General features: G+C 45.6%; 14 protein-coding genes. All 14 read left to right on the plus strand.

Features of this window, described 5'->3' with window-relative positions; all coding sequences use genetic code 11:
• Positions 1-40 precede the first annotated feature (40 nt).
• The 14 genes from D7D25_RS08860 (at position 41) to D7D25_RS08925 (ending at position 21,173) form a co-directional block, all read left to right on the plus strand.
• Positions 41-1,345, plus strand: a complete 1,305-nt coding sequence (locus tag D7D25_RS08860) for a hypothetical protein (RefSeq protein ID WP_221407988.1) — start codon at positions 41-43, stop codon at positions 1,343-1,345.
• A gap of 16 nt (positions 1,346-1,361) precedes the next feature.
• Positions 1,362-3,560 carry a GH92 family glycosyl hydrolase gene (locus tag D7D25_RS08865; RefSeq protein WP_122968607.1) on the plus strand — a complete coding sequence of 733 codons (2,199 nt, stop codon included), beginning with the start codon at positions 1,362-1,364 and terminating at the stop codon, positions 3,558-3,560.
• A gap of 19 nt (positions 3,561-3,579) precedes the next feature.
• Entirely contained in the window at positions 3,580-4,581 is a 1,002-nt protein-coding gene (locus tag D7D25_RS08870; protein ID WP_122968608.1) for a carbohydrate kinase family protein, read from the plus strand.
• A gap of 18 nt (positions 4,582-4,599) precedes the next feature.
• On the plus strand, positions 4,600-5,268 hold the full coding sequence (locus D7D25_RS08875; protein ID WP_122968609.1) for a D-lyxose/D-mannose family sugar isomerase: 669 nt from the start codon (positions 4,600-4,602) through the stop codon (positions 5,266-5,268).
• 3 nt (positions 5,269-5,271) lie between these two features.
• On the plus strand, positions 5,272-6,462 hold the full coding sequence (locus tag D7D25_RS08880) for a mannitol-1-phosphate 5-dehydrogenase (RefSeq protein WP_122968610.1): 1,191 nt from the start codon (positions 5,272-5,274) through the stop codon (positions 6,460-6,462).
• The gene (locus D7D25_RS08885; RefSeq protein WP_122968611.1) at positions 6,459-7,607 is read left to right on the plus strand and encodes a sugar MFS transporter; all 1,149 of its coding nucleotides are present in this window, start codon (positions 6,459-6,461) and stop codon (positions 7,605-7,607) included. Before D7D25_RS08880 ends, D7D25_RS08885 begins: the two co-directional genes overlap by 4 nt.
• 148 nt (positions 7,608-7,755) lie before the next feature.
• Entirely contained in the window at positions 7,756-10,041 is a 2,286-nt protein-coding gene (locus tag D7D25_RS08890; protein ID WP_122968612.1) for a GH92 family glycosyl hydrolase, read from the plus strand.
• A gap of 422 nt (positions 10,042-10,463) precedes the next feature.
• The gene (locus D7D25_RS08895; RefSeq protein WP_122968613.1) at positions 10,464-11,813 is read left to right on the plus strand and encodes a dihydrolipoamide acetyltransferase family protein; all 1,350 of its coding nucleotides are present in this window, start codon (positions 10,464-10,466) and stop codon (positions 11,811-11,813) included.
• Between the two features lie 223 nt (positions 11,814-12,036).
• A complete protein-coding gene (gene lpdA / locus D7D25_RS08900; protein ID WP_221407989.1) occupies positions 12,037-13,392 on the plus strand; it encodes a dihydrolipoyl dehydrogenase in 1,356 nt (451 codons plus the stop codon).
• 170 nt (positions 13,393-13,562) lie between these two features.
• A complete protein-coding gene (locus D7D25_RS08905) occupies positions 13,563-16,022 on the plus strand; it encodes a thiamine pyrophosphate-dependent enzyme (protein WP_122968615.1) in 2,460 nt (819 codons plus the stop codon).
• Between the two features lie 143 nt (positions 16,023-16,165).
• The gene (locus D7D25_RS08910; RefSeq protein WP_122968616.1) at positions 16,166-17,341 is read left to right on the plus strand and encodes a PHP domain-containing protein; all 1,176 of its coding nucleotides are present in this window, start codon (positions 16,166-16,168) and stop codon (positions 17,339-17,341) included.
• An 84-nt stretch (positions 17,342-17,425) separates the two neighbouring features.
• On the plus strand, positions 17,426-19,426 hold the full coding sequence (locus tag D7D25_RS08915) for an SDR family NAD(P)-dependent oxidoreductase (RefSeq protein WP_122968617.1): 2,001 nt from the start codon (positions 17,426-17,428) through the stop codon (positions 19,424-19,426).
• A gap of 45 nt (positions 19,427-19,471) precedes the next feature.
• Positions 19,472-19,819 (plus strand): four helix bundle protein, encoded by a 348-nt coding sequence (locus tag D7D25_RS08920; RefSeq protein ID WP_122968618.1) that lies wholly within the window; start codon positions 19,472-19,474, stop codon positions 19,817-19,819.
• An 85-nt stretch (positions 19,820-19,904) separates the two neighbouring features.
• Positions 19,905-21,173 carry a zinc-binding dehydrogenase gene (locus tag D7D25_RS08925; protein ID WP_122968619.1) on the plus strand — a complete coding sequence of 423 codons (1,269 nt, stop codon included), beginning with the start codon at positions 19,905-19,907 and terminating at the stop codon, positions 21,171-21,173.
• The last annotated feature ends 77 nt before the right edge of the window (positions 21,174-21,250 follow it).

Genomic DNA, 21,250 nt, shown 5'->3' on the forward strand with positions numbered 1-21,250 from the left:
TACACCTTAGTGTCGAAAAATAGAAAAATAGAATAATCGTATGAACAAATACCGAATGGTTACGTGTAAATATTTTTTAACTACTGTTTTACCTGTTTGCCTGATGTTGTTTGTCGGTTGCCAGAACAGAGAATTAAGTAAGCAGATAGCAGATGACAAACGCTTGGAAACAGTTGTAAGTAAAGCCGAAGGATTGGTCGCTACCGGATTGAATGCCGGCGGGCATTATAATGAGATTTGGATCAGGGACCTTAATACTTTCCTAGAATTGGCTTGTGACATGGGCCGTGCCCAGGAAATAAGAGAAGCCTTGTTGATGTTTTTTCATTTCCAGAAAGAAGACGGCGATATCCCGGACGGATATGTCCCTGCAGAGAAAGCGCACGAGTCTTATGACTACCGGTATTCCGACAGCGCTCCCGGTTTTATGGCCCACAAGAACACAGTTGAAACCGATCAGGAAACATCACTGGTACAAGCTGTGGCGAAATATATCAGCGCTAGCGGCGATACGACAATCCTCCAGGAAAAAGTGAACGGTGTATCCGTAGTATCACGGATGGAAAACGCAATGTATTATCTTTTAAATCATCGTTATTCCGACAAATATGGTTTGTTGTGGGGAGCTACCACAATTGATTGGGGCGATGTGCAACCGGGACATGAATGGGGCGTTTTTTTAGACAGCACGTCACATCTCTGTGTGGATATTTATGACAATGCGATGTTTATCATTGCGATAAGGGATTTTATGTCTATAACCACCCACAATAAAGAATTCTGGTCAGAAACATGCAATACCATATCCACAAATGTAAGGACACATTTATGGGACGGGAAACACCAGAAATTCATTCCCCATCTCTATCTGGATGAATCGCCCTTCCCCGGTGAATTGAATGAATCGGAGATTTATTATCACGGAGGTACGGCGGTTGCAATAGAAGCGGGATTGTTATCAAAGAAGGAAGTTCTCCGTGCATATGAAAAGATGAAAGAGAATGTTCAAAAAGCAGGAGCCCAATCGATAGGCTTAACGATATATCCCTTCTATCCCGTCGGATATTTTAAGAACCCAATTTTATACGAATGTGGCGATTATGGCTATCAGAACGGGGGTGATTGGACATGGTTCGGGGCACGAATGGTTAAACAGCTTGCCCGCAACGGTTTTTATGCGGAAGCGTATGAAGCCATATCCCCCATGCTTGACAGGACAATTGCACATGATGGTTTTTACGAATGGTGGTCGCATGCCGGTGAGCCTAGCGGTTCGGGAGCATATCGCGGCACAGCCGGAGTATTATGGTCGGCCATAAAAGCTATTAAAGAATACAATCAATGATTAATATTTTAAGGTTATGTTTAGAATTTATATTTTAATAGGACTGTTTCTTATTTCTCCTATAGTTTTTGCGCGACCGAACCTGTCGTATGTAGACCCGACGATCGGTGGGGTAGGACTTATACTTGAACCTACACGACCTACCGTGCAGTTGCCGAATTGCATGCTAAGATCTTATCCGATGAAGAAGGACCAGTTGGATGACCAGGTCCGCTACTTCCCTTTGAATGTGACTTCCCACCGGATTGCTTATGTTTTTCAGTTTCTGCCCGTAAGCGGTAAATCCGATCTATGGGACAAGGGGTTTACCATAGAAACGGAACAGACCACCCCCTATTATTACCAGGTAACATCGGAAGTGAAAAATGATCTGATTGAATTTACCACTGCGGCACGAAGTGCGATCTTTCAGATGACTTTTGGGGAGAATGATCATAATTTTTTTCGTTTGGGCATTCTCAACGGTGAAGGAGAATTGCAGGTAGGCAAAAGGGTGATTACCGGGACCGATCATTTTCAGGGGATGAAAGCATACTTATATGCTGAAACGGATGTGGATATCGAAGATATCCGGTACAAAGACGATGAAAAGAAACAGGCATTATTGAAAATCGGTCAAAACGCGAAGACCGTACGCTTCAAATACGGTATTTCTTATATCAGCGTAGAACAGGCAAAACAAAATTTATACAATGAAATTCCGGACTGGAATTTTGATGAGGTCAAACAGGCTGCTTATAATGCCTGGGGCAAGGTTTTGTCGCAAGTCAATGTGGAAGGGGGAACGGAAGCACAAAAAAGGGTCTTTTATACTGCTTTGTACCGTAGCTATGAACGTATGGTCGATATCAATGAATATGGAGAGTATTATAGTGCTTTCGATCACAAAGTACATCAATCCGACAAACCATTTTATGTGGATAATTGGCTGTGGGATAATTATATCTCCTTAGAACCGTTATCCATGATCCTTAATCCGGAAATGGCACAGGAAAGGATCCGTTCGTATGTAACCATGTATGAACAAAGCGGATGGATGCCTTCTTTTGCGGTCGTTTTCGGTGATTGGCCGGCAATGACCGGTAACAACGCGGCTATATGGATGACGGATGCTTGGGCGAAAGGATTGCGGGATTTTGATTTTGAAAAAGCGTATGAGGGTATTAAAAAAGGCTCCCTGGAGGCGACCCTTTTGCCCTGGAATAATGGACCCGCAACATCGCTCGATTCTTTTTATAATGAGAAAGGATATATGCCCGGACTGTGGCCCGGTGAGGAAGAAACCGTAAAAGAAGTAGATCCGGATTGGGAAAAACGACAAAGTGTATCCGTTACTATTGACAACAGTTATAGCGATTGGTGTATCGCACAGATGGCCGGTTATGCAGGTTATGAAAAAGACCGTGAATTGTTTTTAAACCGCTCATTGAATTATCGAAATGTATTTCGTGTCGAAAAAGGTTTTGTCTGGCCCAAAGATAAAAATGGTGAATGGATTGAACCTTTCGATCCCCGTTTTGCTGGTCGGGAATATTTTACCGAAAATAATGCATACATATTTAATTGGGCAGCCAAGCACGATCTGCATGGGTTATTTAACCTTATGGGAGGACGGAAACAGGCTGAAGAAAAACTTGATCAATTGTTTCGTGAAGAACTGGGTCTTCCTAAATTCAGGTTTTGGTACACACAACCGGACGCATCGGGTTTGGTAGGACAGTTTGCCATGGGAAATGAACCGGGATTACATATTCCTTACCTGTATAATTATCTGGGTGCTCCATGGAAAACCCAAAAACGCATCCGTATGTTGTTGGACACCTGGTTCACGGATAACCTGTTCGGCATTCCAGGAGATGAAGACGGAGGAGGAATGTCTTCCTTTATTGTGTTTGCAATGATGGGTTTTTTCCCTGTCACGGCGGGTATTCCGGTTTATAACATAGGGAGTCCCGTATTTGAAAAGATAACCATCGATCTACCCAATGGGAAACAATTCATCATCAACGCCCATAATAGTTCAGGCGAAAACAAATATATACAAAGAGCCAGTCTCAACGGTAGCAACCTGTCCAAATGCTGGTTTACCCATGAAGATCTGGCAAAAGGCGGTATCATGGAATTGCAAATGGGCGACAAGCCCAATCTGGAATGGGGAAGTAAAGAAAGTGATACCCCGCCATCTTCCAACGATTATCAATCAATAACCAAATAAAGTATTAAAAAACGGGAATATGCAACGTAATGGAATCATTTCAGCAGGGAATTGGATTATCGATCATATTAAAATGATAGATGTCTGGCCCGAAAGGGGAAATTTAGCTAATATCAAATTTGTTGCCGAGAGAGCTTTAGGTGGGTGTTCGCACAATGTGCTTATCAATCTGGCCCGGTTGCAAACTGATATGCCTTTATGGGCAGGAGGAATAGTAGGTAATGACGACGATGGCAAATACATCATGGATGAAATCGCCAAATACAACATCGACAGCCGATACATGTCGATACGCTACGGCCTTACAACATCTTTTACCGACGTGATGTCGGAAATACCGACCGGGGTACGCACTTTTTTTCATTATCGGGGATCAAACGCACTGTTAGATTATCCCGATCTTGAAAAAATGGAATCGCCTGCAAAGATTTTTCATCTGGGCTATTTATTGTTGTTGGATAAATTGGATTCGTTCGATGAGGAGTACGGCACTGTGGCGGCAAAGGTCTTGCATATGCTCAAATCAAAAGGATACGAAATATCCATTGACGTGGTGTCGGAACAAGGCGAACGATTTCGGAGTGTGGTCATACCAAGTTTAAAATACGTAGATTATCTTATCTGTAATGAGATAGAAGCCGGTGCCTGTACGGATATAGTACTTCGGAAAAAGGATACGCTTTACCGGGAAAACCTGCCTAAAGCTGCTGGAGATCTTTTCAACCAGGGAGTAAATAAGATGGTCGTGATCCATTTTCCGGAAGGGGGGTACGCCATGCAAAAGGATGGACAAGAACTATTTGTCCCGGCGTTTAAAGTTTCCCAATCCGAGATAAAGAGTACGGTAGGTGCCGGTGATGCTTTTTGTGCCGGAGCTTTGTTTGCCATTCATGAAGGTTTTTCATTGCATGATATTCTTCGATTGGCCAATGCGAATGCGAGGTTTAACCTGCTGAGCGAAAACAGTACAGGAGGAGCGGTTCCGCTGACCGAATTACAGGAATACATAAAAATATATTGATTATTAAACAGATTGATTATGAGACGAAGTGAAATTAACAATGCCATTGACTTTGCGATTGAATTTTTTAAACAGCATTCATTCAAATTGCCTTCCTGGGCATACCTTACTCCGGAAGAGTGGAAAACCAAAGGTGAAGGGTATGAAGAGATACGGCTGGCCCAATTGGGCTGGGATATTACCGATTTCGGTAAAGGAAGGTTCACCGAAGAAGGACTGACCTTATTTACCGTTCGTAACGGGTATCCTTCACGTGTCCCCTACAAGACATACTGTGAAAAAATCATGATTGCCGGAGAAAAGCAGGTTACCCCGATGCACTTTCACTGGAAGAAGATGGAAGACATCATTAACCGGGGTAGGGGAGATCTTTGCATTCAACTATGGAAAGCCGATAAGCAAACGGAAGAAAAAACCAATGAGCGATTTTCTTTATTAATAGACGGCGTGAGGAAAACATTTAATGCGGGTGATATCGTTCGCCTGAAACCGGGTGAGAGTATCTGTTTTGAACCGTATGTGTATCACGCTTTCTGGGCGGAAGGTGGACCCGCACTGGTCGGCGAAGTGTCGACTGTAAACGATGATAACAATGATAATCGTTTCTATGAGTCATTGGGGCGCTATCCGGAAATCATAGAGGATGAACCCGCACGTTTCTGCCTGTGTAATGAGTACGGAAGATAAACGATGACAGCGAAGCCCAAAAAATTAGTTTTATTCGGTGCCGGGAAAATCGGGCGCTCATTTATCGGACAACTCTTCAGTCGTTCCGGATATGAAGTCGTTTTTATTGATATCGACCAACAGGTTGTCGACGCTTTAAATCAGAAGCATTCTTATAAGGTCTTTATCTGTGACACGAATCCGGAGACCATTGTTGTCGAAAATGTACGGGGCGTACAGGGTAAGGACATGGAAAAGGTTATCTGTGAGATTATCTCCGCCGATATCCTTGCCGTTTCCATCGGGAAGAACGGACTGAAACATATCGTTCCCACACTATCCCGTGCATTGCTGGAACGTGAAAAAGTATATCCGGGACGAAAGATCGATATCATACTGGCGGAAAACATGCGTAACGCAGATCGGTTTCTTCATGATGCATTGACGGATGTCCTCACGGAAAGTTATCCTTTAGACCAACGTGTGGGACTTGTGGAAACAAGTATCGGAAAAATGGTGCCTTTCACTGTCAATCATCAGGATAATGATATCCTTTCCGTTTATGCAGAGGCTTACAACACACTTATCGTAAATAAGGAAGCATTTAAAAATCCCATCCCCGTTATCTCCGGAATGCAAGCGAAAGAGAACATGAAAGCCTGGGTGGATCGTAAATTGTTTATTCACAATTTCGGGCATGCTGCGGCTGCCTATCTCGGATATACACATCATCCCGAGCGTACTTTTTTATGGGAGGTGCTTGAAAATGAATCCATAAGGACCTTTGTGCGTGAAGCAATGCAGCAGAGTGCCGCCGCACTGCAACATGAACATCCGGGTGTTTTTTCCTCCGTACATTTGCAGGAGCATATCAATGACCTGATCGAACGTTTTTCGAATCGTAATCTGGGAGATACTATATTCCGGGTCGGGTGCGATTTGCCCCGAAAATTGGCATTCGATGACAGGATCATTATCCCGTTGATGTCGGCGTATAAGAACGGGCTACCGTATAATAACATAACGAAGGTTCTGGCATCGGCATTACGCTTCAAGGCAACCGATATCAACGGTAAGATGTATCCCCCGGATATTGAATTCCACGAGAGATTAAAAGAGTCCGGGGCTTTGCATACCCTTGAAGAAATAAGCGGATTGACAGAATCCGAAGCAATGCAGTTTTTGAACCAAATCAATGAAACAAACGAATTATGAGTAAGAAAAATTCAATTCAGAAAGCACTCCCTGTTTTTTTTACCTTTTATGTGATGGGGTTCGTCGATATTGTAGGCGTAGCGACCGGTTATATCAAGCTGGAATTTCAATTGAGTGACACCCTGACCCAGATGCTGACCATGATGATATTTGTCTGGTTTGCCGTACTGTCTATTCCCGTAGGCGTTTTTCAGGATAAGAAGGGAAAGAAAAACACCGTTAACCTGGGAATCATCCTTACCGGAATAGGTATGCTTATTCCGTTGGTCTGGTATTCATATTACGGTATGCTCTGCTCATTCATTTTTCTGGGAATAGGGAATACCATTATACAGGTCTCTGCCAACCCCTTAATGCAGGATGTGTCGTCGGCAGATAAACTTTCCCGTAATCTCACCTTGTCACAATTTGTCAAGGCTATAGCCGGTATGCTCGGGCCTGTTATCGCTGCATTTTGTGCGGTTCGATTCGGCAATTGGACCTATATTTACTGGGTATATCTGGCGATTTCTATTGTGTCTGTATTGTGGCTTTCTTCAACAAAAATAGAGGAAACAAAAGATACCAAAAGGGCGAGTATATCGGGCGCTTTGAAATTGTTGGCCGATAAAAGGGTTGCTTTACTGGTTTTGGGGACTTTCCTGATGGTCGGGTTCGATGTGGGAATGAATACTAACATAGTCAACTATATGAAAACTCAGTTCGCCGTTTCCCAGGAAGAAGCGAGCATCGGTATCAGTGTTTACTTTGCCGCACTCATGATCGGGCGTTTTCTCAGTGCCATTGTCCTTAACTGGATTTCCAGCAATAAAATGTTTATTTATTGTACTGTTCTATCTGTTACCTCTCTTGTGCTGTTGTTTTTCATGTCTTCTCCGGTAACGGGGCAAATAGCCATTTTCTGTATAGGGTTGTTCAGCGCATCGCTGTTCCCCCTGATTTTCGCAACCGGTCTGCGTTATCTCCCCCAAAGGGCCAATGAGGTATCGGGATTGATGATCATGAGCGTATGCGGTGGGGCGATTATACCTCCTGTGATAGGCATCCTTAACGATACATTTGGGCTGATGACCGGGATGATCCTGCTCTTGGCATGTTTAATCTATGTTGTCTGTTTGTCTTTGTATGCTTATTCCCGTTATTAAATATTGTACGGATGAAACGAGCATATAAGTCGATTTAATGATGTGATGATTTATCGATTTGATAATTATTAGTCAACAAATCGATAAATCGTTAAATTAACAAATTGTTCAGGTTCCATACACTGAAAAGAGAAAATAATATAATCGTATGAAAGTTAAATCATTATTATTAATCCCTCTGTTTTGTCTGAGCTTTTTGGCAAAGGCGGAAAATTCAAATGATCCGGAAGAATTGGTCAATCCTTTAATGGGGACACAGTCGAAACATTCATTATCCAACGGTAACGTATATCCGGCCATTGCCGTTCCCTGGGGCATGAATTTCTGGACAGCACAAACCGGAAAAATGGGTGACGGATGGGTATATACCTACGATGCCGATAAGATCAACGGCTTTAAACAAATCCATCAACCCAGTCCTTGGATAGGTGATTACGGACAATTCGTGATCATGCCGGTTACCGGAAAGCCTTCTTATAGAGAAGAGGAACGGGCGAGTTGGTTTTCGCATAAATCCGAAACGGTTAAACCTTATTATTACAGCGTATACCTGGCAGAACATGATGTGGTTACGGAAATAACACCGACCGAACGTGCGGCGATGTTTCGTTTTACTTTTCCTGAAAACGATAACTCTTATGTTGTGATCGATGCCCTGGATAATAACTCCTATGTGAAGATAATTCCTTCGGAGGGAAAAATCGTGGGTTATTCCACAAAAAACAGTGGAGGGGTGCCGGATAATTTTAAAAATTATTTTGTGATAATTTTCGATAAACCATTCAGTTATCATGCTGTTTTTGATGAACAAGATCTGAAAACAGGTCAATTGGAGAAAAAGAGTGATCATACGGGTGCCGTAATTGGTTTTAATACCAGGAGAGGCGAAAAAGTGCATGCACGGGTTGCATCTTCTTTCATTAGCCACGAACAGGCTGATATTAATTTGAAAGAGCTGGATAGTGACAGTTTCGATGCTGTTAAGGACAGAGCCAAAGCAGCATGGAATGAGGTCCTGAGTACTATTATCGTGGAAGGAGGAACCGCGGATCAAACACGCACTTTTTATTCGTGCCTCTATCGTTCCTTACTTTTCCCTCGTAAATTTTACGAAGTGGATGCGCAGGGTAACATATTGCATTACAGTCCATACAAAGGGGAAGTGCTTCCGGGATATATGTTTACCGATACCGGATTTTGGGATACTTTCCGCTCTTTGTTCCCTTTCCTGAATATGGTATTTCCCTCAATGAACAGCAAGATGCAGGAAGGCTTAGTGAATACTTATCTTGAGAGTAATTTCCTGCCCGAATGGGCGAGTCCGGGTCACCGGGATTGCATGGTGGGCAATAACTCTGCTTCGGTAGTGGCCGATGCTTACCTGAAAGGAATTACCGGATATGATATTGATACACTCTGGAAGGCGGTAGTATATGGAGCCAATACCGTGCATTCTACCGTGCGTTCCACTGGGCGCTTAGGACATGAATACTATAATGAGTTGGGTTATATTCCCTATGATGTGGGGATTAATGAGAATGCGGCCCGTACATTGGAGTACGCTTATAACGACTGGTGTATCTATCAGTTGGGAAAGAAACTCAACCGTCCCGCTTCGGAAATAGGTGTCTTCGCGAAACGGAGCCGGAATTACAAGAACTTGTTTGATAAGGAAACGAAACTGATGCGCGGCCGGAATAAAGACGGTACTTTCCAGTCTCCGTTCAACCCGTTGAAATGGGGTGACGCTTTTACGGAAGGGAATAGTTGGCATTATACCTGGTCTGTGTTTCACGATGTGCAAGGATTGATCGACCTGATGGGAGGTGAGAAAGAGTTTAACAATATGCTCGACTCTGTATTCAATGTCCCACCGTTGTTCGACGAAAGCTATTACGGGTTTGTTATCCACGAGATCCGGGAAATGCAGATCATGAATATGGGAAATTATGCTCATGGTAATCAACCCGTTCAGCACATGCTCTATCTCTACAACTATTCCGGTGAGCCATGGAAAGCCCAATCTCGAATTCGTGAAGTGATGAACCGCTTTTATCTGCCTGCCCCCGATGGCTACTGTGGTGATGAAGACAACGGGCAAACATCGGCCTGGTATGTGTTCAGCGCACTGGGTTTTTATCCGGTATGTCCGGGTAGCGATGAATATGTGTTGGGCGCACCTTTGTTCAAAAAAGCGACTATCCGTCTCGAAAATGGGAATAAGGTAGTAATTAATGCGCCTGAAAACAGTGATGAAAATTGCTATATCAGGAGTATGAAGTTAAACGGAGTGCCTTATTCAAAAAACTATCTGAAACATAGTGGATTAATGAAAGGTGCGACCCTCGATTTTGAAATGTCTGCTACACCCGATAAAGAGAGGGGTACTGATAAAACAGATTTCCCCTATTCATTTTCTGTAGAAAAGGATTAAAATTTTTTATAACTGAAATGCTATTTACAGCCACCGGCAAAATAGAGATGGGATAATTATTTATCTGATGAGTTTTGTTTTTAAAATAAAGCATTGTATCAAAAAGAACATATGAAAGATCATTTATTGAATTGGCGGCGAAAGCAAATTCTATATATTTGTCGATGCTTTCTGTGTGGCTCAATTCATTGTAATGAATAGAATGATCTTTACATATCCGAAAATATCGGCTATTAATTTAACGGCATCTATCTTTGGATTCCACCCCGGATGATGTTATCTTTGTGTCAGCATAGTTCAGCACAGTTGGCGGTAGTCAAATTATGTATATTGATAGAATATAAGATACGCCTCGGATAAGTTCTACGCATTAGACTTATCCCCCGGTTTTCATTATATTTGCATACTTAAATCATGTATAAATGGCAGTTGTAGTAATCATGCCCAAACAGGGGCAATCAGTGGAAAGTTGTATCATTACCGAACTGAAGAAGAAAAAAGGTGATACCGTGCAAAAAGGAGATATACTATTTTCTTATGAGACGGATAAGGCTTCGTTTGAAGAAGAAGCCCCCGCGGGGGGAGTCGTTCTCGAATGTTTTTACAGCGAAGGCGATGAAGTGCCCGTATTGGAAAATATGATGGTGATCGGAGAACCCGGAGAAGATATTTCCTCATTGTTGGTCGGGCGTGAATCGCCGGCTGAGGGGAATAAAGGTGTGTCAATGGAATCCCGACCCGTGGACTCTTTGACAAGTGAAAAACAAGAACAAAAAGAGAGTCCGACCCCCATTACCGCCCAATCGGGAAGAAGCCCTGTTTCCCCGCGTGCCAGAAAATTGGCGGAGAAAAACGCCGTGGATACTTCCCGCCTTTCAGGGAGCGGTCCTAAGGGACGTATTATGGAAAAGGATGTACAGGCGGTCTTGCATGATCGGCCGAAGATGACACCGCTGGCAAAAAAACTGGCTGCGGAACAAGGTATGCTGCCGCAGTCGTCCGGAACGGGGCTTGCAGGTACGGCCCGGGCTTCCGATCTGATCGTTCCTGTGAACAATGTTTACTGCAAGGATTTCGAAGAACGGAAGATATCTAATATGCGCAAGATCATCGCCCGTTCCATGCACGCTTCCCTGCAAAATTCGGCGCAGCTAACCCACCATTTGGGTGCGGATGCCAGAAGAATATTGGCGCTTAGAAAAAAAGCAAAAGCAATGCTTCAAGAGGGAAGCCTTGACATCAATATCACCTTGAACGACATGGTCTGCTTCTCGGTCATCAGGGCGTTGAAGAAGTTTCCCAATGTAAACACCCATTTTCTGGGTGACAGTATCCGCTATTTCAGTAAAATACATCTTGGCTTGGCGGTAGACACCGAAAGAGGATTGATGGTGCCGGTCATACGTAACGCCGATGATCTGTCCATTACCGGTTTGGCCCGACAGTTCAAGGAGATTGCTGCCGCTTGCAGAAACGGAAGCGTGAATCCCGACATACTTTCCCCGGAAGCGGGTTCATTTACCGTCTCGAACCTGGGAAACTATGGCGTGGAGATGTTCACGCCGGTCATTAACCTGCCTCAATCGGCTATCCTAGGCGTGAATGCCATCGTACCCCGTCCAAAAGATATTGGTGACGATGTATACGCTTTTGTCCCTTTTATCGGACTGAGTCTTACTTACGATCATCGTTCATTGGACGGAGGAGAAGCCACACGCTTCCTGAAGCAAATCGCCATAGAAATAGAAAATCTGGAATTGGATATTTTCTAATGTGCCAATAAGGCAAACAACGTTCAACGGGGCACAGCGTGGTTCAATACGCCACTCCCGATAAATCGGGACAAGTATTGCCAATTAAATAGAAACGGAAAGAATTGAGCTGAAGATCCCGGTTCATCGGGAGCGAATAAAATGTATAACAATTGATGGGAAAATATGCTTCTATAGGTTTCATGAGCTTATCGGCACATTTCCACATTGGCAAATTTTAGATATTATGTACGATTTATTGATTATCGGTGGAGGTCCCGCCGGGTATGTTGCGGCGGAACGGGCCGGACATAAAGGATTGAATGTGATACTGTTTGAAAAAAAAGCGATGGGTGGGGTATGTCTGAATGAAGGTTGTATTCCCACCAAAACACTGCTTTATAGTGCCAAGACCTATGAAAACGCCTTGCACGGGGATCTCTATGGTGTTTTTGGAGATAATATCCGTTTTGATTATGGGAAAATGATCTCCCGCAAAAAGAAAGTGGTGCGTAAACTTGTACTCGGTGTGGAAAGCAAGATGAAATCCAACAAAGTGACGGTGATAAAGGGAGAAGCCGTTATCAACGGACGCTCATCGGAGGGGATTGAGATAACCAGTAATGGTGAAAAATATATTGGAAAGAATCTCCTGGTCTGTACAGGATCGGAAGCCTCCGTGCCTCCCATACCAGGGCTGCGGGAAGCGGGAGAAATCATCGTTACCAACCGCGAGATACTGGAACTGGCCGAACGGCCCGAATCTCTTGTCGTTATTGGCGGAGGGGTGATTGGTATGGAGTTTGCCAGTTTCTACAACAGTCTGGGAAGCCGGGTTACTGTAGTGGAAATGCTTCCGGAAATTCTTGGCGGACTCGATCTGGAGATTTCCTCCATGCTTCGGGAAATCTATGCAAAGAAAGGAATTACGTTCCATCTGAACGCAAAGGTGACACAGGTAGATGGTCACAAGGTCGTGTTTGAGAAAGACGGAAAAACCGAAACAATAGAAGGTGAAAAGATATTGCTGAGTGTGGGTCGTCGTCCCGTCACGCAAGGATTCGGATTGGAAAACCTGGGAGTAGAGTTGTTGCGTGGCGGTATCAAGGTGGATGAAAAGATGCGTACCAATGTCCCGGGTGTTTTTGCTGCCGGCGATGTGACCGGTTTTTCGTTGCTGGCTCATACGGCAAGTCGCGAAGGAGAGGTGGTGGTGAATAACCTCACCGACAGAAGCGATATCATGCGTTACAATGCCATTCCGGGTGTGGTCTATACCAATCCCGAAGTGGCCGGAGTAGGGGAGACCGAAGAATCGGCCAAGGCGAAAAATATTGCCTATAAGGTAGCTAAGTTACCCATGGCTTATGCCGGACGTTTTGTCGCTGAAAACGAGGGCGGAAGCGGACTGTGCAAAGTGCTGGTCGGTGAAAGACATGGCGAGGTGATCGGGGTGCATATGCTGGGTAATCCCGCCAGCGAGATCATTTACGGAGCCTGTATCGCTATTGAACAGGAAATGACGCTGAAAGAGATGCAAGAAGTGGTCTTTCCGCATCCTACCGTGAGCGAGATTATTAAGGAAACTGTCTTTTTATAGAATTAAGAATTAAGAACTAAGAACTAAGAACTGAGAACTGAGAACTTGGAACTGAGAACTTGGAACTTGGAACTAAAACTTCTGAATTTTCTATTTTCTATACCTTTTGACTTCTGAGTGTGGTATAATCTTCAAATCAATAAATTAGTAAATCAACAAATCGATAAACAATGCCCAAAGTACAACTTATAGATCCTATCGAAGCACGCAAACCCGGCTTCGTGGAGTTTCAACCGATACCTGTCAACCAGTACCAGAAAACGGTACAAGATGAAAAAGAGAATTTCACCAGGGAGGAATTCAAGGCGATTTACCATGATATGGTATTGATCCGTGAATTTGAAACCATGCTGAATCTGATCAAGACGCAGGGAGAATACAACGGTACTCCCTATAATCATCCCGGTCCCGCACATTTGTCTATCGGACAGGAATCGTCGGCAGTGGGTATGGCCTGGACGCTGACGGTGGACGATTTTATTTTCGGGAGCCACCGTTCGCATGGCGAAATCCTGGCCAAAGGAATGTCTGCCATCCATCAACTGGATGACCATCAGCTGATGGATATCATGGAGAATTTTTTTGATGGTATGATCTATGAGATCGTGAAAAAAGATTTTGAAGGATCGGTCAAAGAGCTGGCAAAAAGATTTCTGGTATATGGCACATTGGCCGAGATCTTTGCCCGTAAAACCGGTTTCAATAAAGGGTTGGGCGGCTCCATGCATGCCTTCTTCACTCCGTTCGGCGTCTATCCCAACAATGCCATCGTGGGCGGATCGGGCGATATAGCCGTCGGCGCTGCTTTATACAAAAAGGTGAACCGCAAGCCGGGATTGGTCGTGGCAAATATCGGGGATGCTTCCATGGCATGTGGCCCGGTGTGGGAGGGAATCACCTTTGCGGCAATGGACCAATTCAAAGAACTTTGGGAAGGTGATATGAAAGGCGGTCTTCCGGTAATCATCAACATCATGAATAACCAGTATGGTATGGGAGGGCAGACCTGTGGTGAAACCATGGGCTATGGTATCGCTGCCCGTATCGGTGCCGGAGTCAACCCGGAACAAATGCACGCTGAGCGGGTGGACGGATATAACCCGTTGGCTGTTATCGATGCTTACAAGCGTAAACGTAAAGTGATCGAAGAAAAGAGAGGCCCTGTCCTGTTGGATGTCCTCACCTACCGTTATAGCGGACACTCGCCCTCCGATGCTTCGTCGTACCGCTCCAAAGAAGAGGTGGAAGCATGGGAATCGCAGGACTGTATCCGCAGCTACGGTGAACAGTTGCTGGAAGCGGGAGTGGCTACTCAGGCCGAACTCGACTCTATCTCCGACAATATACGGGCTCTGGTATACGAAATGTTCCTCAAATCGATCGATGATGAGATATCACCCAAGATGGAGAATCCCGATGTTATCGGCGACATGATGTTTTCTGAAGGTTCGGTGGACAGTTTCTCCAACGAAAAGCCGGAGGTGCTGATTCCGATGGAGGAAAACCCACGGGTGAAGAAGATCGCGAACAAAGAACGCTTTGCATTCGATGCCGAAGGGAAGCCGTTCAGTAAGATGAAACAGTTCCAATTGCGCGATGCTCTTTTCGAGGCGATTATCGATCGTTTCTATAAGGATGCATCCCTGATCGCTTATGGTGAGGAAAACCGTGACTGGGGTGGCGCGTTTGCCGTTTACGGAGGACTGACCGAGTCATTGCCCTACCACCGCCTGTTCAATTCGCCAATCTCGGAGGCATCCATCGTGGGAACGGCTATCGGTTACGCCATGTGCGGCGGGCGCGTGATTCCCGAGATCATGTATTGCGATTTCATCGGCCGGGCCGGCGATGAGATTTTCAACCAGTTGCCCAAATGGCAGTCCATGAGCGGGAATGTGCTGAAAATGCCGGTGGTTGTCCGTGTCTCGGTGGGATCGAAATATGGTGCGCAGCACTCGCAGGACTGGACGTCGCTCGTGGCCCATATCCCGGGTTTGAAAGTATGCTTCCCGGTGACGCCTTATGATGCCAAAGGATTGATGAATGCCGCGTTGCAGGGTACCGATCCGGTGATTTTCTTTGAAAGCCAACGTATATACGATATAGGCGAGCAGTTCCATGAAGGAGGTGTTCCTGCCGGTTACTATGAGATCCCTATTGGTGAGCCGGATGTGAAGAAAGAGGGTAGGGATATTACGTTCCTGACCATTGGCCATACCCTCTATCCGGCATTAAAAGCCGCGAAAGAACTGGAAGACAAATACGGGATGAGCGCGGAAGTGATAGATGCCCGCTCGTTGGTGCCTTTCAACTATGAAAAGGTGTTGGAGTCGGTAAAGAAAACCGGAAAAATCATCGTTGCCGGTGACGCCACCGCACGTGGATCATTCCTTAATGACCTCGCGGCCAATATCGGTCAACTCGCATTCGATTGGCTCGATGCGCCCGTATGTGTGTTGGGTTCACGCAACTGGATCACGCCCGCCCATGAGCTGGAAGAATCCTTCTTCCCCCAGCCAAGTTGGTTCCTGGATATGATCAATGAACGGATCCAACCGCTTAAAGATTATATCCCCGTACAGAACTTTACCGATGGGGAGCTGATCAGAAGAGCGAAGAAAGGTGTTTAGGTTGATGTGACAATTCGATGATGTGACAATTCGATGATGTGAGGATTTGAGGATTTGATGATTTGAGGATTTGATGATCTGAGGATCTGAGGATCAATCATCCGGTAATCGGAATAGCACTAAATATTCTAATTAATTATTCGATGAAGAGCCAATTGAACAAGCCGGCTGTTGTGAAAGTAAACGCTCACCTGCACACACCATACTCTTTCAGCGCCTTTGCCGATGTCAATGATGCATTGGACAGGGCGGTGGCCGAGGAGGTGAAAGTGGTGGGAATCAACGATTTTTATACTACAGAAGGATATCAGGAGTGGGCCGATGGTTGTAATAAGCGAGGTCTCTACCCCCTTTTCGGTATCGAATTCATCAGCCTGAATGAGGAGGATCAGAAAGCCGGACTGCGTGTGAATGATCCTGCAAATCCGGGGCGTACCTACCTGAGCGGAAAAGGATTGTCATATCCTTTCCGCTTGGAGGAGCCCTATGCAACAATGTTATCCCATGTCCGGGATGAGGCCAACCGACAAGTAGAAGCAATGTGCGACAAACTGAACGGCCTGCTTCGACGGAAAGAATGTGGTTTCACACTTGATTTCAAACGGATAACCGGCGAATTGACCAAAGGACAAATTCGTGAGCGCCATTTGGCAAAAGCGTTGCGCATACATGTCTATGAAGTGTGTGGTAATGACGAGTCGAAAATAAAGGAATTGTTGGAGATGCTCTTTGAGGGAAAGATCCTCAAATCGGCGGTGGAAAACCTTGCCGGCGTGGAAAATGAGATCCGGGGCAACCTGCTGAAAGCGGGTGGGGCAGCGTTCGTTCCTGAGGAACCCACCGCTTTCCTGCCGATGGAAACCGTGCAGGAAATCATTATTGCCGCCGGTGGTATTCCTACTTATCCCTTTTTAGCGGATGATGCAAATGGAAATTATACCGATTTTGAGAGAGATCCGGAACGGGTAGCCCAACAGCTCACACAACGGGGATTGCATTCGGTTGAGTTTATCACAACCCGCAACGATGTCCGGCTTCTGGAAAAATATGCCGCCTATCTTTATGAACAGGGTTTTGTGGTGACTTTCGGCAGTGAACATAATACGCCTGCAATGGAACCCATTGAACTTTTTGCCCGGGGAGGCGCACCTTTGACCGAAAAGCTTATGGAGATGAATTACAAAGGGGCTTGCCTCATTGCGGCACATCAACATTTAGTAAAACAGGGATTGAACGGATATATAGATCAGAACGGTCATGCAGCCCGTTCTCAACGGCATGAGCTGGAAGCTTTGGGTGATCAGCTCATCTCGAACTGAAGATCCCCAAAAAATATCTGAATGACTCCGCTTTGGTTCCCATCCAATGGCTAACGAAACTGAACACATATAAAAAAGATAAAGATGGAACAGCATTCTCAAACCTTTCTACCTGAAAACGACATTTTCGGAATACGGGATTTAATATATATATCACGGTTCTACGGACAAGACAGTCGTTTTGTGATAGCTGGTGGCGGTAATACATCCTACAAGAATAAAGAGAAGATATGGGTAAAGGCCAGTGGCGCGGCATTGGCAACGATTACCGAAGAAGGTTTCGCCGTGCTTGACAGGAGCAAACTCGCAATCATGTCGGAGAAAATGTACAGTCCGCATTCTACGGAGCGGGAAGAACAGGTGAAGAACGATCTGGCCGAAGCCACCCTTACCAAAGGGAAGCGCCCTTCGGTGGAGACATCGATGCACAATGTGATTGACTATCCTTTTGTGGTACATCTGCATCCGACGGCGGTGAACGGATTGATGTGCGCTCAAAATGCGGAGTCGGAACTGAAACGGCTTTTCGGTGAAAAGGCATTGTATGTGGAGTATACTGATCCGGGTTATGTGCTATTCAAAAAGGTGTATGACCGGATTAAAGCGTATCGCGCGGCATACGCCGAGGAGCCCCAGGTGATATGGTTGCAGAACCACGGTGTTTTTGTCGCTGCTCCTACCATCGCGGAGGTGCAGTCGATCTATTCACAGATACTTCATACACTGGAGCAGGCTGTTTCTACGCCGTTACCCACCGGCGAAAGAGATACCTGCCGTTGTACAGGAGAAATCTTGCCGGCTCTTCGGATGATGCTGTCCGGCAGCGGATTGAAAACGCTGAAGGTAAGGAAAAACGCACTGATCAAATATTTTTACGATAATCCCGGCAAACAGCAGGATATTGCCCGGCCATTTACTCCCGATGCCATTGTTTATTGCAAATCGGAAATTATTTTCCTGAACGATGAGACACCCGAAGCCGTGTTGGAAGAAGCCCGGAAGGCGATCCCTTCGTTTACGGCGAAACTGGGTTATCAACCTAAAGTGATACTGATAAAAGGAATTGGATTGGTCGCTGCAGGTGATAATGCCCAACAGTGCGATATCATTCTGGATGTGTTTGAAGACGCGATGAAAGTAGCCTATCTTTCACATTCATTCGGCGGGCCGCACCCAATGACGCGGCGGCAGATAGATTTTATCGACAACTGGGAGGTGGAGAATTATCGTCGCAGCGTGTCGGCTGGGATATCCCGGGGACGCGCGGAAAATAAAACCATTGTGATTACCGGTGCTGCCCAGGGTTTCGGAGAGGGGATCGGCCGATGCCTGTTACAGGAGGGAGCCAATATCGTGATTGCCGACCTGAATGAGGAGGCAGGCCGCGCGACAGCCGAAGAATTCAACCGTATTGCGAAAAGCAACAAGGCCTATTTTGTGAAAACGAACGTAGCCGAGACGGCAAGCCTGGAGAATCTTATCCACGAGACGGTGTGTCACTTTGGAGCAATCGATTGTTTTATCAGTAACGCCGGCGTGCTTCGGGCCGGTGGCCTGGATGATATGACACCCGAGAATTTTGATTTTGTCACCAGAATAAATTACAACGCCTATTTCTATTGCGCGAAAATGGTCAGCAAGGTCATGAAGTTGCAGACAAAGTATGCTTTGGGCGATTATTATGCCGATATCATCCAGATCAATTCCAAGTCCGGCTTGCAAGGGAGTAAGGCCAATTTCGCTTATGCGGGAGGGAAATTCGGGGGTATCGGGCTTACCCAGTCTTTCGCATTGGAGTTGGCGCCACACCGTGTCAAAGTCAATGCCATTTGTCCGGGAAACTTCTATGAAGGCCCCCTCTGGAGTGATCCCGAAAACGGGCTTTTCATGCAGTACCTTAGAGCCGGGAAAGTGCCGGGAGCTAAAACGATAGAGGATGTGAAAGCGTTCTATTTATCTAAAGTCCCTATGGGAAAAGGTTGCACGCCCGAAGATGTAACCAAGGGAGTACTTTACCTGATGGAGCAGTGCGGTGAGACAGGACAGGCTTTGCCGATCACCGGGGGGCAGGTGATGCTTTCTTAGACAAAAGAATCAAGAACCAAGATTCAAGACAAAGGACAAGTTGAGATGCATAATTTTAAAAAATTAGATATTTGGAATAAATCAGTGGAATTTGTTGCTGATGTATACCGGCTAGTCAATAGGTTTCCTCAAATTGAACGTTTCGGATTGGTTACTCAAATGCAAAGAGCAGCGGTTTCCATACCTACTAATATTGCCGAAGGCTCAGCAAAGTCAAGTAATAAAGATTTTGCACGTTTTCTTGAAATATCACTTGGATCCGCTTATGAATTAGAGACAGAGTTACTGGTATCTTTTAAATTATCATATATTGAAACTGAAACATATGAACAATTCCAACAAAAACTATCAGAATTGCAGCGTATGATAAATGGTTTCAAGGACACTTTATAGTATAAAATTGTCATAGAACCGTCCTAAATCATGACTCTCATGTCTTGATTCTTGGATCTTGGTTCTTGGCTCTAACAATAATTATATGAAAACGAGAGCAGTGAGATTGTACGGCAAAAAGGACTTGCGCCTGGAGGAATTTGATTTGCCGCCCATCAAAGAAAATGAAATCCTGGCCAAAGTGGTGACCGATTCATTGTGCATGTCATCCTATAAAGCTTCTTCACAGGGAACCGACCATAAACGTATTCCCGATGATGTGGCGGAGAATCCCATCATCATCGGCCATGAATTCGCCGGTGAATTGTTGGAAGTGGGTTCCAAATGGGCTCATAAATTTAAGGCAGGGGATAAGTTCTCCATTCAACCGGCGCTCTACTACGAGAATGGCCCCGTGGGCATCCTGAGCGCTCCCGGCTATAGTTACAAATATGTCGGCGGAGATGCCACCTATGTGGTTATTCCTGACGAAGTGATGGAGCGGGACTGCTTGTTGAAATTCAGGGGTGAGGGGTATTATCCTGCGTCGCTGGCCGAGCCGCTCTCCTGTGTGATCGGTGCGATGCATGCCAACTACCATACTACACCCGGCAGTTATAAGCACAAGATGGAGATTGTGGATGGAGGAAAGATGGCTATTCTTGCGGGTGTCGGGCCAATGGGGCTTGCGGCGATCAATTATGTGCTCCATCGTGAAGACCGTAAACCATCGCTGTTGGTGGTGACCGATGTGGACCAGGCCCGCTTAGACAGGGCTGCCTCGATCTATACGGTTGAATTTGCCGAATCCAGGGGAATTGATCTCCACTATATCAATACCGGCGCGATGGAAGACCCGGTGAAAGAACTGAAAACCCTGACGGGTGATTCCGGTTATGATGATGTCTTTGTCTTCGCACCCGTCAGACCGGTGGTAGAGCAGGGGGATGCCATACTGGGGTTCGACGGTTGCCTCAATTTCTTTGCCGGACCCAGTGACCCCAATTTCAGCGCCATGTTCAACTTCTACAATGTGCATTATGCCTATACACATATTGTCGGCACCAGCGGAGGCAATAACGACGATATGGTGGAAGCACTCGATATTATGAGTAAAGGACTTGATCCAGCAGGACTGATCACCCATATTGGCGGATTGAATGCGGTAGCCGACGCGACCAACAACCTGCCCCATATCCCGGGTGGAAAGAAGCTGATCTATACACATATTGATATGCCGCTCACTCCGATATCCGACTTTGAAAAGCTTGGTGAGACCAACGAACTTTTTAGAGAACTGGCTGTTATCTGTAGTCGCCACAAGGGATTGTGGAGCGTGGAGGCGGAAGCTTATTTGCTGGCTAACAGCAAATGAGGGTCTGATAGTTACTGACCTGATGATGAGTTGATTAGTGTTTCTAATCTGCTGATCGGCAGATGGATGAATCTGCT

It is taken from the genome of Proteiniphilum sp. X52, assembly GCF_003712195.1.
GTDB lineage: Bacteria > Bacteroidota > Bacteroidia > Bacteroidales > Dysgonomonadaceae > Proteiniphilum.

What these genes read in the sequence shown, in the direction of transcription:
- D7D25_RS08925 (WP_122968619.1), top strand. Translation starts at nt 19,905, where the DNA reads ATGAAAACGAGAGCAGTGAGATTGTACGGCAAAAAGGACTTGCGCCTG.
- D7D25_RS08860 (WP_221407988.1), top strand. Translation starts at nt 41, where the DNA reads ATGAACAAATACCGAATGGTTACGTGTAAATATTTTTTAACTACTGTT.
- D7D25_RS08885 (WP_122968611.1), top strand. Translation starts at nt 6,459, where the DNA reads ATGAGTAAGAAAAATTCAATTCAGAAAGCACTCCCTGTTTTTTTTACC.
- D7D25_RS08910 (WP_122968616.1), top strand. Translation starts at nt 16,166, where the DNA reads ATGAAGAGCCAATTGAACAAGCCGGCTGTTGTGAAAGTAAACGCTCAC.
- D7D25_RS08865 (WP_122968607.1), top strand. Translation starts at nt 1,362, where the DNA reads ATGTTTAGAATTTATATTTTAATAGGACTGTTTCTTATTTCTCCTATA.
- D7D25_RS08915 (WP_122968617.1), top strand. Translation starts at nt 17,426, where the DNA reads ATGGAACAGCATTCTCAAACCTTTCTACCTGAAAACGACATTTTCGGA.
- D7D25_RS08880 (WP_122968610.1), top strand. Translation starts at nt 5,272, where the DNA reads ATGACAGCGAAGCCCAAAAAATTAGTTTTATTCGGTGCCGGGAAAATC.
- D7D25_RS08875 (WP_122968609.1), top strand. Translation starts at nt 4,600, where the DNA reads ATGAGACGAAGTGAAATTAACAATGCCATTGACTTTGCGATTGAATTT.
- D7D25_RS08895 (WP_122968613.1), top strand. Translation starts at nt 10,464, where the DNA reads ATGGCAGTTGTAGTAATCATGCCCAAACAGGGGCAATCAGTGGAAAGT.
- D7D25_RS08870 (WP_122968608.1), top strand. Translation starts at nt 3,580, where the DNA reads ATGCAACGTAATGGAATCATTTCAGCAGGGAATTGGATTATCGATCAT.
- D7D25_RS08905 (WP_122968615.1), top strand. Translation starts at nt 13,563, where the DNA reads ATGCCCAAAGTACAACTTATAGATCCTATCGAAGCACGCAAACCCGGC.
- D7D25_RS08890 (WP_122968612.1), top strand. Translation starts at nt 7,756, where the DNA reads ATGAAAGTTAAATCATTATTATTAATCCCTCTGTTTTGTCTGAGCTTT.
- D7D25_RS08920 (WP_122968618.1), top strand. Translation starts at nt 19,472, where the DNA reads ATGCATAATTTTAAAAAATTAGATATTTGGAATAAATCAGTGGAATTT.